Here is a 5625-nt window from a genome sequence, read left to right on the forward strand (position 1 = left end):
CTGTTGCCCGCGGCGATCTCACGCGAGGCCGAGGCGATCGACTCGGCCGCCGTCTTGAACTCCTGCACCATGCCCGACAGTTGCAGCTGCATCTGCTTCATCGCGTACAGCATGCTGCCGCGGTCGCCGGCGCGCAGCTTGATCTCGGTCGAGAAGTCGCCGTCGGCGATACGCGACGCGATCGAGGCCGCGTAGGCCGGCTCGCCGCCCAGCTGGCGCGACAGCGCGCGGGCCAGGAACACGCCGAGCAGCAGCGACACCGCCAGTCCGCCCAGCACCAGCGCCAGCATCCACAGGCGCGAGCTTTCGTAGACCCCCTGGGCCTCTTCCATGTTGGCGCGGGCACCGGCGTCGCGGCGCTTGACCATGTTGAACATCAGCTCTTCGATCGCATGGCCATCCTTGAGCAGGGCCGTGCTTTCCTCGAAGACCTGGCTCTCGAACTGCGAGGTATCGAGCGGCTGGCGCGAGACCAGCTCGACATACTTGCCCATGCGGTCACGGTATGCCGGCAGCAGCGTGTCGAACTGCTTGAGCAGCGCCTGGCCCTGCTCGGTCTGGAACGAGTTGCGCGCCTGCTTGATGCGCTCGTCGACCACGCCGAACGACTTCTCGATCAGCGTCTTCTCGGTCGTGCGTTCGCCCATCGTCGAGGCCGACAGCAGCGCGATCTGCGCGCGGCTGGCGTACAGCAGGTTGATGTTGGCGTCCTGCACGGCCTTGAGCGCCTGCAGGTCGTTGTTGTAGATCCGGCTGGTCCACTCGGTCATCCGGCCCATATTGACCACCCCCAGCAGGCCCATCGCCATGCCGATGACGGAAACGATCAGAAAGCCGACGACCAGCTTCGTCGCGACTCGCAGTTGCTTGAACCATTGCATGAGAACTACCTCTTCTTCTGGATGACCGTCCGGCCGGATTGCGGCGCCGACCGTCGGGGATCGGGCGCCGCGCTTACCGGCTTCGTTGTAATGCCGGGCGATGCTGCTGTCCGTGCTTCGATTGGTGCCGAGCCCTCTTGGGTCCGGCCTCCCTGTCCATCAATTACCCATCAATTACCCATCAAATACCCATCAAATACCTGTCAAGCGCCCATCACCTGCGCATCCCGTGCGCATCGACTGCCTGCCCGATGGGCATCGGCCGGGCGCTTACGCGCGCGCCAGCCGCGGCGCCTCGGCCGGCTGCGCCGAAGCGGCACGCGGACGCATCGGACGCGGCTCGGCCTTCAGGCTGACGCGGAACACCGCCACCGCGTCGCGCAGCCGCGCGGCCTGGTCTTCCAGCGAACCGGCCGCGGCGGCGGCCTGCTCGACCAGCGCCGCGTTCTGCTGCGTGACCTCGTCCATCTGCGCCACCGCCTGGTTCACCTGCTCGATGCCCGAGCTCTGCTCGGCCGACGCCGCGCTGATCTCGCCCATGATGTCCGTCACGCGCTTGACCGCCTGCACGATCTCGCCCATCGTCTGCCCGGCCTGGCCCACCAGCGCCGAGCCGTTGTCCACCCGCGCCACCGTATCGCCGATCAGGCCCTTGATCTCCTTGGCCGCATTGGCACTGCGCTGCGCCAGGCTGCGCACCTCGCCGGCCACCACCGCGAAGCCGCGGCCCTGCTCGCCGGCTCGCGCCGCTTCCACCGCCGCGTTCAGCGCCAGGATGTTGGTCTGGAACGCGATGCCCTCGATCACGCCGATGATGTCGACGATCTTCTTCGAGGCCCCGTTGATCTCGTCCATGGTCTGCACCACGCGGCCCACCACCTCGCCGCCCTTGACCGCGGTCTCGGAGGCATTGGCCGCCAGCCCGCTGGCCTGGCGTGCGTTGTCGGCGTTCTGGCGCACCGTGCCGGTCAGCTCTTCCATGCTCGACGCCGTCTCTTCCAGCGAGGCCGCCTGCTGCTCGGTGCGCTGCGACAGGTCGTTGTTGCCCGCGGCCACCTGGCGCGTCGCCGTGGCGATCGCGCTCATGCCTTCCTGGATTTCATGAACGACGGACAGCAGGCTGCGCTGCATGGTCTGCATCGCCCTGGCGAGCGCGCCGATCTCGTCGTTGCTGGAGAACTCGTAGCGGGTGGCCAGGTCGCCTGCGCCCAGGCGCAGCGCGAAGTCCAGCATCTCGCGCATCGGCCGATGCACCATGGCCAGCAGCGCCGCGCCGGTGGCCATCGCCGACAGGCCGGCCAGCACGAAGCCGCCCCACAGCCACGGCCGCAGTGCCGCGCGCGTCTGCGGTTCGGCCAGCAGTTCGAAGGCGACCAGCGCGGCGAGGAACCATGCCAGGCCCACGCCCTGCGACAGCATGATGCGGCCGCGCAAACCCAGCCGGCGCAGGCCGTCGATCCAGCCCAGCGGCCCGCGGCGGACCACCACGCCCTCGCGGATGCGGATGCCACCGGCGTTGCCCGAGCGGATGCGCGCATACGCGGCCTGCGCCGCCTCGATCTGCTCGGCGCTCGCCATCGACCGCACCGAGGTATAGCCGACGGTCTGGCCGTCGACGCGGGTCGGCGTCACCGTCGCGCTGACCCAGTAGTAGTCGCCGTTCTTGCGGCGGTTCTTGACCAGCCCGACCCACGAGCGGCCCGCCTGCAGCGTGCGCCACAGATCCTCGAAGGCCTCGGGCGGCATGTCGGGATGGCGCACCAGGTTGTGCGGCGCGCCGAGCAGTTCCTCGGCGGTGAAGCCGCTGACCTCGATGAACGCGCGGTTGGCGAAGGTGATGCGGCCCTTCAGGTCGGTGCGCGAGATCAGGTAATCGTTCGGCGCGAGCTTGTATTCGCGCGCGGTGACAGGCTGGTTGTTTCTCATGACGTGGTGCTGCTGGAATTCGTTCGGGGCGCGCGCCTCAGGCCGCCGCGGCGGCTTCGATCGCGGCCAGTTCCTCGGTCGCCAGCAGCTTCTCGATATCGACCAGGATCAGCATGCGGTCCTCGATGGAGCCCAGGCCGCGGATGTATTCGGTGTCGAGGTTGCCGGAGAACTGCGGCGTGGGCTTGATCTGGGCGGGGGTCAGCGTCAGCACGTCGGAGACGCCGTCGACGACGATGCCGGTGGTCCGATGGTTCAGGTCGACGATGATGACGACCGTGTACTGGTCGTAGCTGATCTTCTGCTGCTGGAATTTGATGCGCAGGTCGACGATCGGCACGATGATGCCGCGCAGGTTGATCACGCCCTTCAGATAGGCCGGCGCGTTGGCGATCTGCGTGACCGCCTCGTAGCCGCGGATTTCCTGCACCTTGAGGATGTCGACGCCGTATTCCTCGCGACCCAGCGTAAAGGCGAGAAACTCCTCGCCGCTTCCTTCGGTCTTGCTGCTGAGATTCATCTTGCGCTCCCGCTCCCCGGTTGTGGCCGTCGTTGCACGCTGGCGGAGTGCACCCCAACCGGCCCGACTGCCTTTTTTGGCGACTGCAACTGCATGGCGATGGCGCCGCGATGGCGCGGCCACTGGCCGCGCCCGCGAACGGCGCGCCTCGCCCCTTGCTGGTTATCGGCAGTTCCGATGCGCGGCTGAAGGGTCGGAAGCAGCCGGCATTACCCCTCTTCGGAGGGGGATAGCAGCGCGGCGACCGACTGCATCAGCTGGTCGGGATCGAAGGGCTTGGGCAGGAAGCCGCTGGCGCCGGCCTCGCGGGCCTGGGCGCGGATCTGGCCGTCGGCCTCGGTCGTCAGCATCAGGATCGGCATCGCGGCATAGCGCGGCGTGGCGCGCAGCCGGCGGATCAGCGTCAGGCCGTCCATGCCGGGCATCACCTGGTCGGTGACCAGCATGCCGAACGGCTGCGCCTGCGGTGCGGCCTCGGCCGCCGCGTGCGCCTCGTCGCCGTCGGCTGCCTCGGCGACGTCGTAGCCGCCGGCGCGCAGGCAGGCGGCGATCATGCGACGCAGGGAAGGCGAATCGTCGACGACAAGAATGCGTTGAGCTGGCATGGCGGCTACCTCGAAACGGCGGCGGATCGGCCGGCAGGCGGCGTGGGGCGATCCGTGTTCTGTGCTGGTCGGCGCCGGCCCCTGCCGGCGCATCGCTGCGGCGCGTGCCGCCATATCGGACCGGAATCGGTCCCATACCGCGACGCTGTGCGCCAATCAGGCTTATCGGCGGGCGGGCGTGCTTCCTTTAGCGGGTGTGTTGCGGGGGCGGGGCGATCTTGGCGCGCAGCGTTGAACGGCGCGGCGGGCAATCGACGCGGGCGCTCAGCGGGGCGGAGCGTTGTCGGCGCGGGCTCAGCGGGGCGCAGCGTTGTCGGCGCGGACGTTCAGCGGGGCGGAGGGTTGTCGGCGCTGGCGGTCAGCGGCGGGGGCTGGACAGCAGGTCGGCGAAGCCGCTCGCTTCCATCGGACGGGCCAGCAGATAACCCTGGACTTCGTCGCAGCCCATGCGCGCCAGGATGTCGAGCTGGGCCTGCGATTCGACGCCTTCGGCCACCACGCGCATGCGCAGCTCGTGCGCCAGCGCCACCATCGAACCGACGATGGCGCGGCCCTGCGGGTCCGACTCCAGGCCGCCGATCAGCGTACGGTCGATCTTCAGTGTGCCGACCCGCAGCCGTTTCAGATAGCCCAGGCTGGAATAGCCGCTGCCGAAGTCGTCCAGCGCGACGTGGATGCCGAGCGCCTGCAGTTCGGCCAGCGTCTCCAGCGATTGCGCGATGTCCTTCATCGCCGCCGTCTCGGTGATCTCGAGCGTGACGGCCGACGGCGGAATGTCGTGCTGGTGGATCTGCTCGAGCAGGTACTGCGGGAAATCGCGGCTGGCAAAACGCAGCCCGGACACGTTGATGGCGACCGGCACCACCGGCAGGCCGGCGTCCTGCCACTCGCGCACCTGGCGGCAGACACTGGCGATGACCCAGTCGTCGAGCTTGTCGATCTGCCCGGACTGCTCGGCCACCATGATGAATTCGGCCGGATTGACCGCGCCGAGCGTCGGATGGCGCCAGCGGCAGAGCGCCTCGGCGCCCACCACCGTGCGCGCGTCGACGTCGAACTTGGGCTGGTATTCGAGCGACAGGCCGTCGTCCTGGATCGCCAGCCACAGATCGCGGCGGATCACGCGCATGCGGCGCGCGCGCTCGCCCGCCGCGGAATTGAAGGTGCGCACCTGGTTCGAGCCGGACTCGCGCGCCTCGGACAGGCTGACGCGCGCGGCCTGCATCAGCGCCTCCGAGCTCTGCGCGTCGCGCGGATAGACCGCGATGCCGATATTGACGCCGATCTGCATCTGCAGGCCGCGCGCGGTGACGAACTCGGAGATCGAAGCCAGCACGCGCGAGCCGAGCTCGTGCGCGCGATTGGAGTTCAGCAGCGCCGGTACGCCGACCGCGAACTCGTCGCGGGCCAGCCGGGCCAGGAAGTCGTGCGGTTCGAGCGCGGCCTGGGCCAGCACGCTGGCGTCCTGCGCCAGGATGTCGTCGGCGCGCACCTCGAATACCTCGTCGACCTCGCGGAAGTCGGCAATATGGATCAGCAGCACGGCGCAACTGGTCTCGGCCAGGCGCGCATGCGCGATCGACTGGTCGAGCCAGCGCGCGAACGCGGCGCGATCGGGCACGTCGGTGGCCACGCTGTATTCGCCGACCGTCGCCTGGCCGCGCCCCACCGGGCGGACCGTCAGCCGGCCGGG

The 5625-nt window shown here is 69.0% G+C and carries 5 protein-coding genes; all 5 read right to left on the bottom strand.

Translation table 11 applies throughout. The features are described from left to right. On the bottom strand, nucleotides 1–881 hold an 881-nt coding region (locus AC6EI8_RS23600), incomplete at its 3' end, for an MCP four helix bundle domain-containing protein (RefSeq protein WP_498383033.1). Nucleotides 882–1151: 270 nt separating this feature from the next. Next, nucleotides 1152–2807: a methyl-accepting chemotaxis protein gene (locus tag AC6EI8_RS23605; protein WP_498383034.1), complete on the bottom strand. Its 1656-nt coding sequence runs from the start codon at nucleotides 2805–2807 to the stop codon at nucleotides 1152–1154. A 37-nt stretch (nucleotides 2808–2844) separates the two neighbouring features. Further along, on the bottom strand, nucleotides 2845–3327 hold the full coding sequence (locus AC6EI8_RS23610) for a chemotaxis protein CheW (protein WP_149320209.1): 483 nt from the start codon (nucleotides 3325–3327) through the stop codon (nucleotides 2845–2847). Nucleotides 3328–3536: 209 nt separating this feature from the next. Continuing rightward, entirely contained in the window at nucleotides 3537–3932 is a 396-nt protein-coding gene (locus tag AC6EI8_RS23615; RefSeq protein WP_149320208.1) for a response regulator, read from the bottom strand. Between the two features lie 358 nt (nucleotides 3933–4290). Further along, nucleotides 4291–5625: putative bifunctional diguanylate cyclase/phosphodiesterase (locus AC6EI8_RS23620; protein ID WP_498383035.1), on the bottom strand; the 1335-nt coding region annotated here is incomplete at its 5' end.

Source organism: Cupriavidus sp. R6-3 (assembly GCF_059772245.1).

Coding starts and splice junctions, on each gene's coding strand:
- AC6EI8_RS23605 (WP_498383034.1), bottom strand. CDS start 2,807: ATGAGAAACAACCAGCCTGTCACCGCGCGCGAATACAAGCTCGCGCCG.
- AC6EI8_RS23610 (WP_149320209.1), bottom strand. CDS start 3,327: ATGAATCTCAGCAGCAAGACCGAAGGAAGCGGCGAGGAGTTTCTCGCC.
- AC6EI8_RS23615 (WP_149320208.1), bottom strand. CDS start 3,932: ATGCCAGCTCAACGCATTCTTGTCGTCGACGATTCGCCTTCCCTGCGT.